18 protein-coding genes are annotated in these 19,438 nt (G+C 42.9%); 14 read left to right on the top strand and 4 right to left on the bottom strand.

Features of this window, described 5'->3' with window-relative positions:
• Positions 1 to 69 precede the first annotated feature (69 nt).
• The 7 genes from IGJ17_RS10565 (at position 70) to IGJ17_RS10535 (ending at position 9,726) form a co-directional block, all read left to right on the top strand.
• Complete coding sequence (locus IGJ17_RS10565) at positions 70 to 2,271, top strand: glycoside hydrolase family 3 N-terminal domain-containing protein (RefSeq protein WP_429961350.1); 2,202 nt, start codon at positions 70 to 72, stop codon at positions 2,269 to 2,271.
• Between the two features lie 19 nt (positions 2,272 to 2,290).
• Positions 2,291 to 3,643, top strand: coding sequence for a PTS sugar transporter subunit IIC (locus IGJ17_RS10560; protein ID WP_429961349.1), 1,353 nt, complete (start codon positions 2,291 to 2,293; stop codon positions 3,641 to 3,643).
• Between the two features lie 9 nt (positions 3,644 to 3,652).
• A complete protein-coding gene (locus IGJ17_RS10555) occupies positions 3,653 to 4,558 on the top strand; it encodes an ROK family protein (protein ID WP_429961348.1) in 906 nt (301 codons plus the stop codon).
• Positions 4,551 to 5,915: a glycoside hydrolase family 1 protein gene (locus IGJ17_RS10550; RefSeq protein ID WP_429961347.1), complete on the top strand. Its 1,365-nt coding sequence runs from the start codon at positions 4,551 to 4,553 to the stop codon at positions 5,913 to 5,915. Before IGJ17_RS10555 ends, IGJ17_RS10550 begins: the two co-directional genes overlap by 8 nt.
• A gap of 3 nt (positions 5,916 to 5,918) precedes the next feature.
• Positions 5,919 to 6,890 carry an alpha/beta hydrolase gene (locus tag IGJ17_RS10545; RefSeq protein ID WP_429961346.1) on the top strand — a complete coding sequence of 324 codons (972 nt, stop codon included), beginning with the start codon at positions 5,919 to 5,921 and terminating at the stop codon, positions 6,888 to 6,890.
• A 2-nt stretch (positions 6,891 to 6,892) separates the two neighbouring features.
• Positions 6,893 to 8,593 carry a DUF4091 domain-containing protein gene (locus tag IGJ17_RS10540; RefSeq protein ID WP_429961345.1) on the top strand — a complete coding sequence of 567 codons (1,701 nt, stop codon included), beginning with the start codon at positions 6,893 to 6,895 and terminating at the stop codon, positions 8,591 to 8,593.
• A 245-nt stretch (positions 8,594 to 8,838) separates the two neighbouring features.
• Positions 8,839 to 9,726, top strand: coding sequence for an SDR family oxidoreductase (locus IGJ17_RS10535; RefSeq protein ID WP_429961344.1), 888 nt, complete (start codon positions 8,839 to 8,841; stop codon positions 9,724 to 9,726).
• Positions 9,727 to 9,807: 81 nt separating this feature from the next.
• Here IGJ17_RS10535 and IGJ17_RS10530 read toward each other — a convergent pair whose 3' ends face one another.
• Positions 9,808 to 11,313 (bottom strand): helix-turn-helix domain-containing protein, encoded by a 1,506-nt coding sequence (locus tag IGJ17_RS10530; protein ID WP_218192949.1) that lies wholly within the window; start codon positions 11,311 to 11,313, stop codon positions 9,808 to 9,810.
• A gap of 139 nt (positions 11,314 to 11,452) precedes the next feature.
• Between IGJ17_RS10530 and IGJ17_RS10525 the strand changes: the two genes are divergently transcribed.
• From IGJ17_RS10525 to IGJ17_RS10515, 3 genes are read left to right on the top strand one after another with little or no spacing between them, the layout of a single operon-like run.
• Complete coding sequence (locus IGJ17_RS10525) at positions 11,453 to 12,073, top strand: WxL domain-containing protein (RefSeq protein WP_005235179.1); 621 nt, start codon at positions 11,453 to 11,455, stop codon at positions 12,071 to 12,073.
• A 16-nt stretch (positions 12,074 to 12,089) separates the two neighbouring features.
• Positions 12,090 to 13,139, top strand: a complete 1,050-nt coding sequence (locus IGJ17_RS10520; RefSeq protein WP_429961343.1) for a DUF916 and DUF3324 domain-containing protein — start codon at positions 12,090 to 12,092, stop codon at positions 13,137 to 13,139.
• A gap of 18 nt (positions 13,140 to 13,157) precedes the next feature.
• Positions 13,158 to 15,320: a lectin-like domain-containing protein gene (locus tag IGJ17_RS10515; protein ID WP_429961342.1), complete on the top strand. Its 2,163-nt coding sequence runs from the start codon at positions 13,158 to 13,160 to the stop codon at positions 15,318 to 15,320.
• 55 nt (positions 15,321 to 15,375) lie between these two features.
• Here the strand turns inward: IGJ17_RS10515 and IGJ17_RS10510 are convergent, their stop codons facing one another.
• Entirely contained in the window at positions 15,376 to 15,552 is a 177-nt protein-coding gene (locus IGJ17_RS10510; RefSeq protein WP_005235184.1) for a hypothetical protein, read from the bottom strand.
• A gap of 452 nt (positions 15,553 to 16,004) precedes the next feature.
• On the opposite strand from IGJ17_RS10510, the gene IGJ17_RS10505 reads away from it, so the two are divergent.
• Together IGJ17_RS10505 and IGJ17_RS10500 are read left to right on the top strand one after the other, a co-directional pair.
• A complete protein-coding gene (locus IGJ17_RS10505) occupies positions 16,005 to 16,373 on the top strand; it encodes a DUF7006 family protein (protein ID WP_429961341.1) in 369 nt (122 codons plus the stop codon).
• Positions 16,374 to 16,651: 278 nt separating this feature from the next.
• Positions 16,652 to 17,014, top strand: a complete 363-nt coding sequence (locus IGJ17_RS10500; RefSeq protein ID WP_008378626.1) for a hypothetical protein — start codon at positions 16,652 to 16,654, stop codon at positions 17,012 to 17,014.
• A gap of 50 nt (positions 17,015 to 17,064) precedes the next feature.
• Here the strand turns inward: IGJ17_RS10500 and IGJ17_RS10495 are convergent, their stop codons facing one another.
• Together IGJ17_RS10495 and IGJ17_RS10490 are read right to left on the bottom strand one after the other, a co-directional pair.
• Positions 17,065 to 17,499 carry a MarR family winged helix-turn-helix transcriptional regulator gene (locus IGJ17_RS10495; protein ID WP_061054296.1) on the bottom strand — a complete coding sequence of 145 codons (435 nt, stop codon included), beginning with the start codon at positions 17,497 to 17,499 and terminating at the stop codon, positions 17,065 to 17,067.
• 58 nt (positions 17,500 to 17,557) lie between these two features.
• Positions 17,558 to 17,968 carry an organic hydroperoxide resistance protein gene (locus IGJ17_RS10490; RefSeq protein ID WP_034872372.1) on the bottom strand — a complete coding sequence of 137 codons (411 nt, stop codon included), beginning with the start codon at positions 17,966 to 17,968 and terminating at the stop codon, positions 17,558 to 17,560.
• Positions 17,969 to 18,153: 185 nt separating this feature from the next.
• Between IGJ17_RS10490 and IGJ17_RS10485 the strand changes: the two genes are divergently transcribed.
• Both IGJ17_RS10485 and IGJ17_RS10480 read left to right on the top strand, forming a co-directional pair.
• Positions 18,154 to 18,429 carry a hypothetical protein gene (locus IGJ17_RS10485; RefSeq protein ID WP_016620494.1) on the top strand — a complete coding sequence of 92 codons (276 nt, stop codon included), beginning with the start codon at positions 18,154 to 18,156 and terminating at the stop codon, positions 18,427 to 18,429.
• Complete coding sequence (locus IGJ17_RS10480; RefSeq protein WP_005235198.1) at positions 18,426 to 19,385, top strand: SPFH domain-containing protein; 960 nt, start codon at positions 18,426 to 18,428, stop codon at positions 19,383 to 19,385. The genes IGJ17_RS10485 and IGJ17_RS10480 overlap by 4 nt, the downstream gene beginning before the upstream one ends.
• Positions 19,386 to 19,438: the final 53 nt, after the last annotated feature.

Genomic DNA, 19,438 nt, shown 5'->3' with positions numbered 1-19,438 from the left:
TTTAGTATATCTAAGGAAGGATTCTTTCTATAATTCAGATAAATAAAACGGTTACAGGAAGGAGCAAACATGGATAGTAAAAAATTGAAAGAATTGTTTCAGCAATTGACGCCAGAAGAAAAAATCGCTCAGACGATTCAATTGAATGGCAGTTTAGTCATTGAAAATGAGGTGATGACTACTGGCCCGATGCACGATTTAGGGCTTCCGCCAAATTTGAAAATTCACGAGATTGGTTCGATTTATAATGTGAACGATTACCAAAAATTAATTCAGTTACAGAGGGAAACGTTAGCACACAGCCGACTCAAGATTCCTATGCTGTTTATGTCGGACGTCATCTACGGGTTTCGGACCATTTTTCCGATTCCCCTTGCCCAAGCAGGTTCCTACGATTTTAATTTGATCGAGCAAGCCGCTGAGATGACCGCCAAAGAATGTTACCAAAATGGCCTTCATGTGATCTTTTCACCCATGCTGGATCTTGTTCGCGATCCTCGCTGGGGCAGAGTGATGGAGTCGCCAGGAGAGGATGTGTATACGGCAAAACGTTTTGCTAAAAGCGTCGTGACCGGCTACCAAGGCAATCTTGATCAAGGAGTGGCAGAAAATCACGTTGCTGCTTGCATCAAACATTTTGCTGGTTATGGTGCACCCGAAGCGGGCAGAGAATACAATACGGTCGATATGTCCAATCAGCGCTTATTCAATGAATATTTGCAACCCTATCAAGCGGCGATCGAAGCCCAAGCACTGCTAGTGATGACGGCCTTCAACCTATTGAATGGTGAACCTGCAACGGGTAGCCGCTGGCTGAACCGAGAGATTTTGCGAGAACGTTTCGGTTTTGATGGGGTACTGGTCTCCGATCATGCCGCCATCAAAGAATTGGTCCCCCACGGTTTTGTCAAAGATGAACGGGAGGCCGCTCAGAAAGGTTTGGAAGCGGGCGTTGATTTTGATATGATGACATCGGTCTATGCGACGCATTTGCCAGAACTGATTAAACAACCCGAATTAGCCGCGTTGCTGGATGAAGCAGTCTGGCGAATTCTCGTACTAAAAAATCAATTAGGTTTGTTTGAGGAACCCTATCGAGGGTTGAAAACGCAACAAACTGGAGAGGTTTTGTCGGATAAAGCCAAAGAGCTAGCCGTTAAGCTAGTAGAAAAAAGCTGTGTGCTTTTAAAAAATGAGGGCAGCTTACCTTTGAAAAAGGACCAAACCGTCGCTGTGATCGGTCCTTATGGAGAAAGCCGGTTGACCTTAGGTTTTTGGGCGTCAGTCAGCGGCAAGCCACAAGACACGATTCCTTTAAAAACCGGTTTGCTGCAGCATTTCGCACCCGAAAACTTGATCTTTGCTCGTGGATACAATCTATTCGACTCGTATGAGCAATTTGGTCCTTTAAAAGCCGGGATCGAACAGCTGAATGGACCGATCGAACCAGAAGATCAGTTGCTTTTGGAAGCCATGGAAGCCGCCGAAGCCGCCGAAGTTATCGTCTTGACTTTTGGAGAGCAGTTTTTGGAGAGCGGCGAAGGGGCATCAAAAGCTCATTTGCAGCTGCCACTGAAACAAATTCGTTTGATCCAAGCGTTGAAAAAGACTGGTAAGCCTTTGATCGGCGTGCTTTACACTGGCAGACCGTTAGTCTTAACGCAAGTGGAAGCATTATTTGATAGCCTGTTGCTGGTTTGGTATCCGGGAACGATGGGCGGGATCGGAATCGCCAATCTGCTGAGTGGACAGGCTTCTCCGACAGCAAAACTGTCCATGACCTTTCCTCGCAGTGAAGGACAGATCCCACTATACAGTGCCCAGCTGCCAACGGGCAGACCTTTGACAGATAGTGAGCATTCTGATCGCTTTTTGTCAAAATACCGAGATGAATCCAATGAACCCTTATTCGCATTTGGGACAGGTCTCAGTTATGGTACGTTTACTGGTGAATGGCTTGGTAGTGAAGTATCTAGTGAGACGATCCAATTGGCTTATCGAGTGAAAAACCAATCAGCAACAGCTGCAGAAACCGTCATTCAACTTTATCTCATGCAGCGTCCAGCGGCAGTGGTTCGTCCAAGTCGCCAATTAATCGCAAGTGACCTCATCTCATTCGCGCCCCAGGAAGAAAAAGAGCGCAGATTGTCATTGCCGTTGTCAGAACTTGTTTTCTATGACAATCAAGGGAAGAAACACATAACCAAAGGTACTTATCGATTTCTAATGCGGATCGATCAAAAAGAAACGATGCTTAGTGTAACGATTTAAACTAAAGGAGTGAGAGAAAATGGAAAAATTAGAAGCATTTTTAAGTAGCAAACTATTACCAATGTCACAAAAATTACAACAAAACAAAGTATTGGCCGCTTTGATGGAAGGTTTTATTCGAACGAGTCCCATCACTTTAGGGATTGCGTTTATCACGATCGTGGGAAATTTTCCGATTCCCGGTTGGACGGACTATTTGACGAAAATTGGCATCTTCCAGCATGTTGAAGCAATCACTAATGGAGCAACTGGTGTCTTTGCATTGTATGTCGTTTACAGTTTGGCGTATTCTTACGCAAAACAGTTAGGAAGCAACGAACGCAATTCGGCGATTATTTCTTTAGCTAGTTTCATTATGTTGATGCCACAAACCGTCGCAACGACTGTTATGCAAGATGGTCAAGCAGTGGAACAAACGATTGGAGCTTTGAAGCTTGATTTCTTAGGCGGACAAGGACTGTTTATCGGCATGCTGACCGCTTTGTTGGTCACTCGCTTTTATGCTTTCTTATCGAGAAAAAACATTATGATCAAGCTACCGGATAGTGTTCCCCCAATGGTAACCCAATCTTTAGCACCAGTGTTTGTTGTCACGATCATTTTTGCAGTCGTCTTTGTCTTACGTGTCTTATTTGGGTTTACTTCATCCGGTTCGATTTTCCAATTCTTTATCGATGTGATCAATGCGCCGTTGAACTCCTTAGTTGCTAGCCCGCTATCGATCATCATCATTATGGAAGTATTAGCTGTTTTATGGTTTTTCGGAATTCATAATGCAGTTTTACAAGGACCGCTCGGGGCGATTAGTATGACCATGGTCGTTTCAAATATTGCTGCTTACCAACAAGGACAAGCGCTGCCTTATCTGATTCCTTCAGTGATTTATATGGGCATGTATGCTGCTGGCTTCATGGGCTTTGTGACCTTCTTTATGATCCGCAGCAAATCGGCAAAAATGAAACAATTAGGAAAATTGTCGTTTATCCCGTCGATCTTTAACATCACAGAGCCAATCATGTTCGGGATGCCGATTATTTTGAATCCGTTGTTCTTTATTCCGCAAGTCTTTACACAATTGATCGCTGGCTTTGTGACCTGGGGATTGGCAACAACGATCCTCCCAATCAGCTTGAATCCAACCATGAGTCTATTGCCATGGACCACACCGACTTTTATCAAAATGCCTTTTTCAGGAGGACTTAACTACACGATCTTAATGATCATCTGTATGCTGATCGGTATTGTTATGTGGTATCCGTTTCTAAAAATTGCGGATAAAAAAGAGTACGAATTAGAAATGGCTGCTGAAAAAAAGCAAGCAAGTGAAGCAACAAAAATGACAGAAAAAGTCGTGGAAGAAATTCAAGCGTAAACAAAGGAAGTGGCACATTTGGTTTATTTAGGAATTGATATCGGTGGGACGCACATCAAAACGGGATGGGTCGAACACGACGAGGTCAGTAAACGACGCACCATTTTAACCCCTGTAGCTTTGGAACCCTTTAAAGAAGCTATCAAAGGGCTATTGCAAAGCTATGCCCGTCAAGTTTCTTTCACGAAAGTGGCTATCGCAGTCCCTGGTTCAGTTAATGAAACAGGGACGGTCTTCTTTGGTGGTGCCTTGCCATACCTTGATGGGGTAAATTTGCCAGAATTGATCTGCCAGTTAAGCGATGACATGGTGACAGAGGTTACGGTCGAAAACGACGCAAAGGCCGCTGCGCTAGGGGAAATGAAAGCCGGTAATCTGCAAGGGATCCAAAATGGTGCGGCAATCATTTTAGGAACAGGTGTTGGTGTTGGTCTTTGTCTCAATGGAAAACTCTATCGTGGGCATCATGGACAAGCTGGTGAAGTCAGTTTTATGATTCGTGACCGACAAATGAGAGGCGCGGACTCTTTTGTGGGAATCGGTCTTTCGGCTGTCGGATTAATTGAGCGTTTGGCTGCTAGTATGGCTATCGTGCCTGATGGTCCTTTGGTCTTTGATACCCTTACGAAAACTGCTGATCCTGAGGCAGAGGCTTTATTTTTAGCTTATACCAAAGAAATCGCTGTCTTGTGTTTCGATCTTCAGTGTCTTTTAGCTCTGGAGAAAATCGTTATCGGTGGCGGGATAAGTCGTCAGCCATGCTTGATCGAAGCCATAGCTAGCAGCTATCAAGCTATTTTTAAAACCGCACCAATCATTGAGAAAACGCTGCAGCCAGTTGCGATCCAAGCCGCTTATTTTCAAGCGGACGCCAACTTGATCGGCGCAGCCAAGGAGGAACCGTGGGATGAGTAAATTTCCGGAAGCATTTTTGTGGGGAGCATCCACTAGTGCTTATCAAGTAGAGGGCGCATGGGCAGAAGACGGCAAAGGTCCCTCAGTGCAAGATATCAAAGAGATTCCGCAAGGGACCACTAATTTTAAAGTAGCATCAGATCACTATCATCGATATGAAGAAGATGTGAAATTGTTTAAAGAATTAGGGTTAAAAGCCTATCGTTTTTCCATATCATGGAGTCGAGTCATGCCCGATGGTCAGGTCAACCCAGCAGGATTGGCGTTTTATCAAAACCTGATCGATCTGCTACTAGAAAACGAGATTCAACCAATCGTCACCGTTTTCCATTTTGACCTGCCCGTTGCGATCGCGAAGCAAGGTGGGTGGGAAAACCGAGAGACGATCCAAGCATTTGCTGATTACTGCCAAGTACTGTTCGAAAACTTTGGTCATCAAGTCCCGCTATGGCAAACCATCAACGAGCAAAATGTGATGGCACTTGCTGGTTCGGTCATTGGGACGAGTCAAAAATCCATGAAAGAAAAATTTCAAGAAAATCACCATATGCTAGTGGCCCAAGCATTGGTGACCCAACAGTTTCATGCCGGTAATTTTAGCGGCAAGATTGGCCCAGCACCGAATATCGCCAGTGTCTATCCAGCTTCTGAAAAACCAGCCGATCAGCTGGCAGCTCTTTCTATGAGTGCGCTGAGAAATTGGTTATTCCTAGATGCGGCTGTTTTCGGCACATACAACCATAACGCATGGCATTTGTTAGAGACGATTGGTGCAGCACCGACAGTCACTGAAGCAGATCGAAAGATTTTGGCGGCTGGAACATGTGATTACATCGCATTGAATTATTATAATACGATGACCGTCAGCAGCTATTTTCAAAAAGAGACAAAACTCGATCAACAGTCTGGTTTCGGGATTCCCGGCTTTTTCCAAGCAGTAGAAAACACCCATTTGCCCATGACTGAATTCGGCTGGCCGATTGATCCAGAGGGCTTTCGTTTTACGTTGAACGAAATCTATTCCCGTTATCGTCTGCCTCTTTTGATCACGGAAAACGGCATCGGTGCCAAGGATGTTTTGACAACTGATGGTAAAATCCACGATGATTATCGGATCGACTACTTGCAACAGCACATCGAACAAATGGCGCTCGCAATCGAAGACGGCGTCGATGTGATCGGCTATTGTCCATGGAGTGCGATTGACCTAGTCAGTACTCATGAAGGCATCGCTAAACGCTACGGGTTTATCTATGTCAATCGTACGGACGAGCAGCTGTTGGACTTGGCGCGATACAAGAAAGATAGTTTTTATTGGTATCAAAACGTCATCGATAAAAACGGGTTAGGAGAGTAAGCGATGTTTTTTCAGGAATATCTATTTGATCCAGAAGCGCAAGCCGGTTTGACAGTGTACCTGCATGAGGAAAAAGCCGAGTATGAACGGGTGGGCGATCGTCCGTTTGTCTTGGTGATTCCCGGTGGCGGCTACTCCTTTTGTAGTGAGCGGGAAGCTGAGCCGATTGCTTTAAATTTTGCTGCCCAAGGTTTTCACGCCGGGGTCTTACGCTATCATGTAGGGACACATCGCAGTTTCAGCCATTCCTTAGCAGATGCCGAAAAAGCGATTGTCAAAATCCAAGAACTTGCAAGTGAATGGGGAATCGATGCCGAAAAAATCGCTGTGATCGGCTTTTCTGCCGGCGGCCATTTGGCAGCGGCGTTATCAACACTCTCCTCAATGAAACCGAGCTTATGTATTTTAGGCTACCCAGCGATATTGTCTTCATTTGCTACTGTGATGAAGATCGATGCCCCTTCATTAGAGGAATGTGTCACAAAAGATACGCCGCCCACCTTTTTGTTTTCAACCTTTGAAGACAATGTCGTTCCTATCGAAAATTCATTGGCGTATCTGCAGGCCCTAGAAGATCACGAGGTTCCCTTTGAAAGTCATATTTTCCAAAAAGGACGTCACGGTCTTTCTTTGGCGACCGAACGCTTCGGTAATCGTAAAGAAATGGTTGATCCACGTTTTGCCCGTTGGTTTGATGAATGCGTCGAATGGCTAGAGTTGAACTGGGCAGATAAAGTTGCCCAGCCAGCTTTGTTTCCTGATTTAGGGCAGTGGCCAATTCGGGCATTACTCGAGTCAGGTGAAAACAAACGCTTGCTGTTGCAGGCTTTTCCATCATGGGCAGACAATAGCCGCTTAAAAATCGTAAAAAACATCAGCTTGCAGCAACTACTAACGATCATGCCAGAAGCTTTTGAGAATGTTTCTTATCAAGCGCTTGTTTTGCAGCTGATTGATCCTAGAAAGGAAGAGTAAAAATGAAAGCAATCCTGGTCCATGAAAGCTATAAGGCTTCAACAGAATTGATCACCCAAGAGCCACAAGCGATTGAACAGTTATCAGCTGTTCGTAACAGTACTGCTGCTTGTCAGTTGCTGCTGCACGATGGCAACCGCAATCATTATATTATTGGCGACGAGTTTTCGATCCCCGATGAAATCGAGATTCCCATGATACGCGTTGAGATTTTTAGCGAATTGCCGGTCAAAGCGCAATTCGTCGACTATTATGTCGGTCAGCAGGAATTGGCGTACGCCGATAAATTACTTGAACGAACTGCCAAAACCTATCCTGGCGATCGCTTTGCGCCTCTTTATTTGGAGTGGCAGATCGATGAGACAATCAAACCGAAAGTTTATCCCGTGAAAATCAAGGTCTATCGGGCACACTTGACTAGCCAAGAGGAGTGCTTGTTAGAAAAGAACCTAACGATTGAAGTGGGCACTTTTACTTTTCCAAAAGAATATTTAGAAACGTTCCACTTAAATATGTGGCAGCAGCCCAGCAATTTGGCTCGCACCTTTGACGTTCCGTTATGGAGCGATGCCCACTTTGACTTGATCAAGGAAATGGCTGAGAGTCTCGCTGCGATCGGACAAAAAGCGATCACAGTGATCGCCGGAGAGATCCCTTGGAAGGGCTGGTTCAATTACATCGTCAAAGATTATCCCGCCAATTTATATGAGTATTCGATGGTCAAAGTTAAAAAGGCTCAAGACGGACAGTTGCATTGTGATTTTTCTGTCCTAACTCGTTACCTCGAATGTTTTTTTGAAGCGGGTATCTCTGAAGAAATCGATGTATTTGGCTTACTCGGTGTCTGGGAACCGCCGTTTTTCCCACTGGTCGACTTGGACCATCCAGAAAAATTGGTGATTCGCTTTTACGATGAGGGAAAAGGCACCTTCGGTTTTATTCATCAAAAGGCCGAGTTGCAGGAATATCTACGTCAAGTATTTGTTTATTTTAAAGAGAAGAATCTGTGGGAGAAGGTTCGGATCGTTTCTGACGAACCGAAGAAACATCAAATCGACAGTTTCCGAGCCTCGTTAGCTGTTTTAAAAGAAATTGATCCGTCGATCCAGATCAAAGCTGCTTTTGATAAAGAAGACGTGTTATTTGAGCTGCTGCCAGTGATCGATCATCCTGTGACTTCCTATTACTGTACTTGCAACCATTACGAAACACTAGCACAAAGCCATCCGGGCAAGATGCAGTACTATGTCTGCAATTATCCCGACAAACCAAATACCTTTTTGCATAGTCCCCTGTTAGAGACGCGAATGCAAGGAATCTTATCGTATCAGTTCAAAACAGACGGCTTTCTGCGTTGGGCCTACAATTGCTGGCCAGAACATGCTCGGTCCGATATTCGGTACAATACGAGCTCACTACCGATCGGTGATCTTTGTTTCGTCTATCCTGGCAATCACGGACATTTATTGTTGTCCCTAAGGTATAAACAACTACAGCGGGGGATTGAAGATTTCTATCTCTTGAAGACCGCTCAAGCTGCACAACCGCAGCAAACCGACGCCGTAGTAGCAGATTTTCTTAAAGTTACAGACACGAAACACTGGATGATCGACAGCCATCACAGTCATCCCGATGTTTTTCTACAGACCGCGGAGGAGATGGAGGCCTTTCATCGGGCCCTCCTCGAACTGCTAGAAAAGTAGCAAAATCAAACACTGCACCCAGAAATTTCACTACGATTTTCCAGAAGAATAGTGAGATACCTGTGGGCGTTTTCACTACTGATTCACGCAGCTTTTTCGTTTTACTAGGCATCTGTTTTCTTACAGATGCTTTTTTTCTGGTGAGCGTTTCGTTTTTCATTCCCTCCATCTTCCTTTACACTTTTAAGTAAGGTCATAACAAACTATGACAAATAGAAGTAGAAATAATCAAGGAGGAAACGAGCATGTCAGAAAAAATCAACAATCCGTTAACGAAGTATTATGATGGCAAATTTGAAAAACAGGTGCAAGAAGCACCGGCAATTCAAGGAAAGATGCAGCCAGTACCTGATTGCGGGGAAGAAAGCTACGCAGGTTCAGGCAAATTAGCTGGACGCAAAGCATTAGTGACCGGTGGTGATTCTGGTATTGGTCGAGCAGCAGCGATTGCTTTTGCCAAAGAAGGCGCCGATGTTGCAATCAACTATCTTCCTTTTGAAGAAGAAGACGCGCAAGAAGTCAAAGCAGTCATTGAAAAAGCTGGACGCAAAGCAGTTTTGATCCCAGGAGACTTGAAAGATGAAACTTTCGCTCGTCAATTGGTTCATGAAGCAGCCAAAGAATTAGGCGGGTTAGATACGTTGGTTCTAAATGCTGGGATGCAACAAGCGGTGAAGGACATCAAAGAGTTGACTACACAACAAATTCAATATACCTTTACAACGAATATCATCTCGATGTATTGGACAGTCCAAGAAGCGTTGGATTATCTGCCAGCTGGTGGGAGCATCATCACGACCACTTCGATCCAAAGTGCGGAGCCTAGTGCCCATCTTTTAGACTATGCAGCCACGAAAGGTGCTATTACTTCCTTTAGTAAAGGGCTAGCTGCTCAATTAAGTGAAAAAGGCATTCGGGTCAATACGGTGGCTCCTGGTCCAATCTGGACACCACTTCAAATTTCGGGTGGACAGCCACAATCTGCGATCCCAGAATTTGGTCAAAAAGAACTGATGAAACGTGCTGGACAACCAGTCGAATTAGCACCAGTCTATGTTTTCTTAGCCTCTGATGAAGCAAGTTATGTAACTGGTCAAGTTTACAGTGTAACTGGCGGTAGCTTCTTCGCTTAAAATTCCTAGGACTAAAATAGTAGAAAAAAGCTCGAGCAAAGAGGCTCGGGCTTTTTTGCGGATGAAAATGGAATCGGCAACTTATTTTCCTTGTTCGGCAAACATCTTGGTCATCATCAGTTGATTGATCTTTGCAAAAACGGCTGCCCACTCTTGCTCGGCTTGCAGGTTAGACAGTAAGACTAATTTTTCGGAAAACATCACTTCTTCATAATTATCCGTGATCAATAAATCTGCGGCTTCCATTTGTTTGACGAAAGTCACAGAAGCTTTAGAATAAATCGAACGAATCCTCGTCTCAATCATTTGCTTTGTGCGGTATTGAATCGTCGTTTGAATATAGATCGACACGGTCGGGGGCGTATTCATCTGTGTTTCCAAATACAAGAGATGAGCCAGATAAGGCAACTGTGTCTGTTCAAAATACTCTTTATCCAAGTCAGCAAATGGATACTTTTCAACATGGGTCAGTAAAAGTGTGCAGATTGCTTCATAGGTTCTGTCTTTAGAAGGAGCATTTTCAGTCAACAGTTGGTGTTCTAGCTGCCACACTTCCAGAAGATCGATGCCGATAATGATCGATAGATTGAAGACCAGTAGACAGCTGCTTAATAATTTTTCGAATTCGGCGGCTTCCTGACTTGGAGCAAAGGTATCGTGCCAATCTTTGATCATTGCAGTGAAAAAGCGCACAAGATCAGTATCAGAATGTTTGATCTCTTGGATGATCGTTTGATTCTTTTCTTGGGGAACAACCCCTGGCAAAAAGACATGCAAAAAGAAATTCAAGTAAAGATACTCTGACTGAAGCATCTTTTCTGAGGCATAATCGGCACTCAAAAAAAGTGATTCGAGAATTTCTTCTGGTAAAAAACAATAGAAATTCATCAATCCCATGTATTTTTCAGGAATCGGCGGCAAATATTTTTTCTGGATCGTTCGGCTGACCACTGCTTGCCAAAATGCAGCGAGTTTATTTTTCGTCAACGGATCAAAGTGAGAAACAGCAAAGAATGCCGTAAATTCTTCGACATTTTTATGGGAAACACTCGGCAAAAGCCACAAATCAGCAGGCGCACTTTGGGTCAAGAAACTGTAGGTGAAAATACGGATATCAAGCTCTTTTCCAGCAAGAACGATGCGATTATTCAGGTCTGTTCGAATTCGGATTTGAAATTTTTCCAATAGTTGGTTGATTTTCTTGATCAACCGATACATATGCGATTGGCTGACATGCAAATCCAAACATACTTGAGTCAAGGTCATTTGCGGGCGCCCAATCAAGTAATGAATCAGGTTGTATTGTGTGGAGTTGAGCAAGTAATGATACATCAATTGTGCATAAAAAGGTTCATCATCCTCTGTTCGATCAAGAAAATACTGATTGTAATGATTTTTTGATAGAAGCAGGTGAGGTGAGAGCAGCTGCAAATCTTCATTTAAAAAATAGATATATTTTTGCAGGCTTTTTTGCGGGATATTCAAAACTTCTGACAGTTGGACCAATGTCACTCCGTTGGAATTGCAGACAACTTTGAAAATCTCTAATTTCTTTTCTTCTGCGGGAGAAATGAATTCTCGATACATAAGGGATTCTCCTTTTTGGCGTTTTTTTTACGCTAAATCTGTGAACCGTATGATAACCATGATGGATTATACTTATGATAGATGAGAATAGAATGAAAAAACACCAATTAAATTATTATTTTTTAAGGCTGTTTTTTCGATGACCCTCGGTTTCTCATTAAAAAAAGTGAAGGAAGAGATGAAAATGAACAAAAAGGTACGAATGTTAGGTTTGGTCGGAATGGGTTTAGGAATGGCGCCCACTGCGGCAGCTGCAGCAGAAGCGAATCCAACGGCTTCAATGACGAGTCAAGCAACACTAACGATCGAACAAGGAATCTTGTCACTGGATCAGGTGACCAATTTTAACTTCGGTACAAGCAGTATCCAAGATATCGCTACCGATGAACAAGTGATTCAAACAACGTCGGATGAAGTGACATCGATCACGGATTACCGTGGACCAAATCAAGCTGGCTGGCAGTTGACTGCGCAATTATCGAAAATGACGAATGCCAGCGATAACGAGCTAGCAAATGCCAAAGTCACTTTAAATGGTTCAACGGCTTCGGGCGATGCAACGCTAGTATCGGGCACCGAATTGATGGTAGGAGCAACAGAACCTACATTGATCGCTTCTGCTAATGGGACGACCGGCTTAGCAACCAATGACTTTAACTTTTCCAATGCTTCATTAACCGTACCAAAACAAAATGTGAACAGCGGCACTTATAGTGGAACGATCACTTGGACATTATCAAACACCTATCAAGCAGAATAGCAAGGAAAGGGCGACAATGAAAAAACAAATCAAGTGCTTCGTACTCATTAGTTTCTTTATCAGTTTGTGTTGCTTTACGAAAGTCACCGGTCATGCACAGACCACACGGTTCACTGTAACCCCTGAACTTCCCCAAAATCAAGTCAGTGACGTCACTTATTTCGACTTACTGGTAAATCATGAGACCGAACAGAACTTGACCGTTGCCCTTCATAATACAAGTTCAGAGCCGTTGACCATTAAAGCAGCAGCACTAAATAGTTATACGGCCTCTACTGGGATCATCGCGTACCAAGCAGAACAGACCGCCGAAGAGAACCAAGGAATCTCGTTTAGTCAATTGATTGAAAATCCGAGACAGACGATCCAGCTTGACCCTGGAGAAAGTCGTCAGGTCCATTTTACCCTTTCAATGAAGGCAAAAGAATTTGCAGGAGAAATACTTGGTGTGTTTGACTTTGAAGAAGAACCGGCGGAAACAACTGAAAGTCAGCAAACAAATCTGCAAGCCAACTATAAAATTCAACAAGGGATCCGCTTGCGTCAGAATGTAGCAACCATGCCTGACCCCCAGTTGTCTTTGGTCAATTCTGAGGCGGTGGAAAGATATGGTTCTACAGCTCTCAAAAGTAGGATCCGCAATGATCAGCCCACAGCCTTTGGCAACATCACTGTCAAAACAGTGATACGTGAGCAAGATAGCGGCAACAAGGTCGGTGGGTTTTCTGCAGAGAATTTTCAAATAGCTCCGAATTCGGTTTTGGAGCTGTTTAGTGCCTTTGATCAGAACATTCTCGAACCGGGGACCTATCTATTACGGATTGAGTTGAATGCGCCTAAAGGAACATGGGTGTTTGAGGATTCGGTGGTGGTTGATCGCAAGCAAGCCAACCTTATCAACCGTCAGACAACGTTAGGTGCAGCGTATCTTCAAAAACAGTACTGGCTCTATGCAGGAGGGCTACTTCTCTTCCTGTTTGTCCTACTTCTCTTGTTCATTTTATATAGGAGACGTAAAAAAGCAGAAGCAGATGTTAGGCTGTCAGTGCAAGAAGAATCAGAATGAAGAAAGCGGAGGACAGTGATGAAAAAGTTTGGCATTATCCGATGGGGCTATGTGTTCTTTTTTAGCATTTTGCTGCTATGTGGGAAACAAGAAATCGTCCATGCTGCGGTATCTGCGCCAGATTTTCCTACGTTAGCGATTGACGATTCTCTGATCACTCCTGTGGGACAAGCGGGGTCGCCACAAGGAGAACCGGGCGTCAATTATGTTCAGATTAATGATGGAGCTACCACCAACTCCAGTGGTGGTGTCTGGTTCAATAAGCCGGTTTCTTTTACTCGCTCTTTTCGGTTAGAAATGGCATTTTGTATCGATAATACAGCAACGGACAGCGATGGGCTCGCTTTTGTGATGCAAAGCAGTGGCTTAAATGCGCTGGCAGAACAAGCAGGACCGACGATTGGCGTCTGGTCAAATACAGGAGGAACGACTCCTTTAAATACGGGGGCAATCCCGCAAAGTTTTGCGATTGAATTCGATACGTTCTATAATAATGCCGGTTTGACTGGGGACGGTATGATGGATCGCGATGTTCCTTCCGGCCATCATATCGCATGGAATTTTCCCGGCTCAAATGACGCATATACCACCGATGGCTGGCTGATTATCGACAAAGTCTTAAATCATCGTGATACGGTATCAGTGAGTGATATTTCCGATGGGGTGTGGCATAGTTTTACAGTAGTTTTTGATCAGCCAACGCAAACGTTGCGTTACACCGTACCAGATTTCGGTGTTGATGTGACGGTACCTGTTGATGACACCTTCAAATCAAATTTGAACCTGACTAATAGTGCACCGGTCTATTTTGGTTTTACTGGTGCAAACGGGGGCTATGTTCAAGAAAAAGCAGTGGCGTTTGTCGATGTTGAAGGATTAGTAGAACTTGAGATGCGAACCGGTGTTTTTGAAAAAGACCCAGTCAAACTATTGTTGGATACTGGTACGACACTTTCCCAGCCAGCCACTGTCGACAATAGCAAAACCATTACTTATGCGACCTATCTCTCCTATAAAAGCACCAGTGATCTAGCTGACTTGGAATCGGGAATCTTGCTCTCATCGCTTTTTCCAGAAGGACTATCATTAGTTCCTGAGGCGGTTTATTTTGGGAAAGCCAGTGAAATCATGATTAATGGCATGCCTGAAGGCGGAACTGCCTTGCCCTTTGCCATTGAAAATGGACAATTGGTTGTGACACTGCCCGACATGGTCAAAGGGAATGAATACATCGTTCACTTTTCCGTCAATTACACAGAAGCGCCGCTCAATCAGAATTTAGATATAGCCATCCCTGTCCAAACTGTTTTTAATGGAAATGCTTTTGTTTCCAGTATGACGTCAGGTGATCCAGAAATTCATTATTATCAAATGACTGGAATCTTTCCACCAACGCTTACAACAGGTTCGGCGTCATTGGCAGAATCAAAAGCAGACCTGCAGATCGTGCGGCAAAAGCGCAATTCCTATATACCGATCACGATTGATGACCAAAACTCGACCCAAGCCAAAATATATGTCACGGAGTTCTTTACGGAGGATGTGACAATCACCGAAACGGATTTCTCTGAAGCAGCGTTGGTTGAACGGGGAACATTGTCGGAGCCATTGTCGGATACATTGGCACTAGACACCTCAGATCTTGAACCGGGCACAACCTATTATCTTGCGTCTTATGTGATCGATACAGAAGGCAATCGATCGGCGACACGTTATTATGGCATTGACTTTCGAGGGATCGTGGTATTTGAGCGTGCGCCTGCTTCAATCAACGCAGCGGCAGTGACCTTGAATGAACTCGCACGATCCATCAGAGACGATGGCTTTGCTTATTTAACGATTTCTTTTGATCAAGAAGCTCTTTTGTCTGTCAGCAATACCAGCGAAGGGACCTGGCAGTTAAGTGGACAGATAAAGGATTTTATGCAAGAGCAGCAACTATTGGCAGAGGAAATTCAGTTGGTACTCTATGATCCGGTGACCAATCAGCTGGTGGCTTCTGTCACTTCTGAAGAACAAGTGATTTTCCAGCAGGAGCCAACAGGAGCAACGGACTTAACCTTGGATCTTCAGGAATATGATTGCTACTTTCGCTTTGTCCCCAAGTTAGATTTGATTTTACCAGGTACCTATACAGGCACAGTCAACTGGCTGTTGGAGAGTACAATCATTAATGAATAGCAAAAAAAAACGCCTAGTAGGCGTTTTTTTCGTCTAAAAGTTTATGTCGGTCCCTTTAACTTTGGCGGCTTTTCGCAATTTTTAAAACTAATGATAGGCCTGCTAAAGCAAAACTGCCGTATTTAACGAATTTTTCCAAGGATTCTAAGGTTTGCTGTTTTTTGTGTTTGCAGTCTGGACAGCTTTTTTCATGGGCATTCATTTTTTTTCCACATTTACAATGACTCTTCATCTGTGATCCACTCCTCGTTTCGTTTTATTTTGATGACTTTCTATAATTTAATTATACATGTTGTATAAGGTTCTGTCTGAAATTATGCTGTGTAAGACGTTTGTTAAAATGAGAAAAAACCTACGTTTATTGGGGGGCATGGAAGTGTGTAATTGCGAGGCTATTGGCAGTTACAGAGCCCGATGGGTAGGAATCGCTATAGATAAAAAAGGAAGGAAATCTGACAATTTTCTCATTTTCGATAGGTGCTGAATCGCTTTGCTTATCAGTTTAGCAAAATTTTGCTATTGTGGAGTAAGATTAGGGGACAAGAAAAGACGCTTCTCTTTTTTTTCTATATTCTATCCTTAATCTGAGAACGAAAATCACCGATAGTATGCTATATATAAGAACAAGGAGCCATCCTTGACAATGTCGAATATGGCATTTGAATGAAAGGATTGATGAAATAAGTGATTTCTTCAATAATTTATACCGATACAAAGGCTTATTTAGATAAAGTGCTAGACCAAGCACTGTTGGATCTACTAAAATCTGATTATCCTAAAGTCTATGAACACGTGCAAAACTTGATTGTTGCTATGGAACAAACGATCCAAAAAATTGACAGCACAAATTTTTGGCGGTTGATGCCGGAAATTTTAGGCTATGATTCTCGCTTTGTTTTGTTGAACTCGCTGCAATTGTCAGAAGACAAACTGTTGACGGAAATCGAGATTATTCAGATGATCGAACGTGATTTTCCGAATTTGAATAAAGAATTTTGTGGCTATTCCTTAAAAGAACAAGAGCATGAGAGTTTGATCTTCAGTGTTCAATAAACACTTCTCGTAGGAATATCAAGTAGAGTAAGAAAACGACTAGCTGATCTAGTCGTTTTTTTTTATCAAGAAAAAGAATAATTAAACATGTTATTTATCATTAAAATAAAAATTATTTTGAAATTATGAATAAAATAGATTATTATTGGTATATAATCCTTTTAGTGAAAGAAAAAACAATCGAAAAAAGGAAGAGGAAAGCCAGCTGACTGAAATAGCTGCGATTGTTTTAATTTAGAAAATAAGAACCAGCCTCATCGGCATGGAAAGGAGCAATTATGGATTACTTGAGTTTTTCAAAAAAAGAGTGGGAAGTCTTAGTTTGTTTTTGGGCTGTGGATGAACCTCTGTGCTGTACAGAATTTAGTGAACGTTTCGGCTTAAACCGTAACACATCACTGTCCGTGATTCGCAAGTTAGTAAACAAAGGAGTTCTGGAGATTGCAAGTATCAAAATGAGCGGATCAGTCTTGGCTCGTCGCTTTCAGCCAGCTGTAAGTGAATTGGAGATATTACAGACAGGCCTAACCGATGACCAGATTTTTGAATTAGTGAAAATCGCCATCAGAAAAATCGAAGATCCTGAACAATTAACCCAGTTGCTAAATGTGATTGGTGAATTGAAAACTAAAGCTTCTTAAAGAATACTCGTTTGCATGATAAAAAAATGATCCGCTATGAAAACAGCGGATCATTTTTCTTGTTCTTGAAATCTTTGTACCATTTTTGTCGTCAATTGATGGAGCACGGACAGTTCTTCCGGTTCAAGAGGCAAGAATTCGGTCACTTTGTAGGGGATCTCTAACGCTTGTTCATGAAGCGCTTTGCCTGAGTCAGTCAATGTGACCCGCAAAGAACGTTCATCGTCTTGATTTCGATTTCTTGCTAGGTAGCCTTTTGCTTCAAGCTTTTTTAAAACCGGTGTCAGTGTGCCAGAGTCGAGACATAATTGCTTCCCCAATGCTTTGACACTGATCGCTTCATCTTCCCATAACACCAACATCACTAAATATTGGGTATAGGTCAAATTCAACGGGTCCAGTAAGTCTTTGTACTGTTTGATAATTTCTTTTGAAGCGGCGTATAGAGGAAAACACAATTGGTTTTCTAACGCTAAGACATTCATGTTTTCACCCCTTTTTCTAATATCCGCCTCTTATCATAGCTGTTTTTTCAACGAAAGTCTACTCGCTAACGGCTTTGACAGTCACTTCAATGTTGCCAGCTGTGGCTTTTGAATAAGGACATACGGTATGAGCGATCTCAAGCAATTCTTGTGTTTCTTCTGTTGACAATCCTTCGATTTGACCTTCGATCTCAACACCCAAGACAAAACTGGATTCGCTTTCTGCGTATAAGGTCACTTGTGCGCTCACCGTAGAAGCACCATCGATTCCTTTGCTGCTTTTCACCAATTCAAGGGCACTGTTGAAGCAAGCACTAAAACCAGCTGCAAAAAGTTGTTCTGGATTGGTAGCATTTTCGACACGTTTGCCAGGTGCAGTGATGTTTAGCTCAAATGAATGATCGGGACTGTGTACTTCTCCTGAACGGCCACCAGTGTTGATCATTTTAGTCGAATACATTTTTTTCATCATTTCTTCACTCCTGATTTTTATATTTTGTACAATTAAATTGTATGCAATTTAATTGAAAAATGCAAGGAATTGGTTTTCGTTCTATGTTTTTTTTCTAAAAAAAACCGGAATCAGCATAAGTTTACTGTTCTCTTGGGTGAAACGTGCTATCATAGTTAGTAACACTTGTAATAGATTAACAAATGAGTTTGAAGCTTCAAATTTACTGCATGAAGGCAAAGAGGGTGAAAATCATCGTAGATTATATGGAAAAACGAGCGGTAGGGCGCTATTTTCGATCGTTGACGGATCATTATTCAGGCTATATACGGCTTTATGGCACCTATACAGAATATCGGGTGATTGCAGGGATTCCTGCTGAAAATGTCATGTTAGAGATTATCGGGGTTGAAAACGGTGTCTTATTGACCCGTGTAAACAATACATTATTTGAAAATGGAAGAGGGTTTTTACAATGATCATTATCCAAATTATTTTAGTTATTTTAGTATTAGTGATTCTGATTTGGCTGATTGCAAGCACTGCTGTGATCGTTCGTCAAGGGGAAGTCAAAGTTGTCGAAAGTTTTGGGAAGTACGTTCGAACGTTGGAACCAGGGCTTCATTTTCTTGTTCCGATTTTGTATACAGTTAGAGAAAGAGTGTCCTTGAAACAGATTCCTTTGGAGATCGAACCCCAAAGTGCAATCACAAAAGATAATGTAATCGTTCAAATTGATGAAGCAATCAAATACCATGTCACAGATGTGCGTGCCTTTGTCTACGAAAATGAAAACTCCGTTGTTTCAATGATCCAAGATGCCCAGTCGAACTTGCGGGGAATCATCGGGAAAATGGATTTAAATGAAGTTTTAAATGGGACTGAAGAAATCAACGTAGCATTGTTTACTTCAATCAAAGATATCACGGCAGGCTATGGGTTAGCGATCGACCGAATCAACATTGGGGAAATCAAAGTTTCGCAAGAAATCATTGAATCAATGAACAAATTGATCACTGCCTCTAGAGACAAAGAATCGATGATCACAAGAGCCCAAGGTGAGAAATCTTCTTCAGTCTTGAGTGCAGAAGCCAAAGCTTCTCAAATGACGATCGACGCCGAAGCCCGAGCGGAACAAACTCAAATCGATGCCGAGGCGCGGGCAAAGCGTGTACGGATTGATGCCGAGGCGGAAGCAGAACGAATCGCGAAAATCACTGAAGCTGAACGCAAACGGATTTTAGCCATCAATGAAGCAATCAAAGAAAGCCAGCTCGACGAGCGCTCACTATCATATCTAGGGATCGAAGCCTTCAGAGATGTGGTGAATAGCAATACCAATACGGTCATTCTGCCATCAAATATGACGGAACTGGGAAATATTCCAGTCGTCAAACAACTTTGGGAAAATGCACCATCTAAATCGGCTGAATAAGTTAAGCACAACAATTGAAAAAGGTTCCCATACTCCGAAAAGAAAGAGGAGTA

It is taken from the genome of Enterococcus sp. DIV1096b (genome assembly GCF_050498765.1).
Taxonomy (GTDB): Bacteria; Bacillota; Bacilli; order Lactobacillales; family Enterococcaceae; genus Enterococcus_D; species Enterococcus_D entomosocium.
This window is presented reverse-complemented; position numbering and strand designations above follow the sequence as displayed.